Source organism: Mesorhizobium sp. M1A.T.Ca.IN.004.03.1.1, from assembly GCF_003997555.1.
Classification (GTDB): Bacteria; Pseudomonadota; Alphaproteobacteria; order Rhizobiales; family Rhizobiaceae; genus Mesorhizobium.
Window position 1 is genome coordinate 1 of sequence record NZ_RZTV01000922.1, and the last position, 243, is coordinate 243.

The 243-nt window shown below is 53.9% G+C and carries 1 pseudogene; it reads right to left on the bottom strand.

Annotated elements, in window-relative coordinates:
• Window positions 1-48: 48 nt before the first annotated feature.
• A pseudogene (locus tag EOD29_RS34375) lies at window positions 49-243 on the bottom strand (ThiF family adenylyltransferase); the annotation flags it as partial.

The window sequence follows — 243 nt, forward strand, 5'->3', positions numbered from 1 at the left end:
CTTCCTCTAGCCACCGCAGGAGTCTTAGCAGCCAGAACCACATGCGAATCAACACAGCTTGCCTAGTGACGGCATGCTGAGCCGATAGCCATTCTCTGGCGCGAGCAATAAACCATGTGGACCGCAGCAAAAACAATCAGCGTTGTCCTTTGGCATATTGCTGTAAATCACCATGTGCACGAAGTCGTACCATATATTGTCGCGGCGAATGTCGCTCGGAAGCCGCCGAAAGGGGCGCACCAG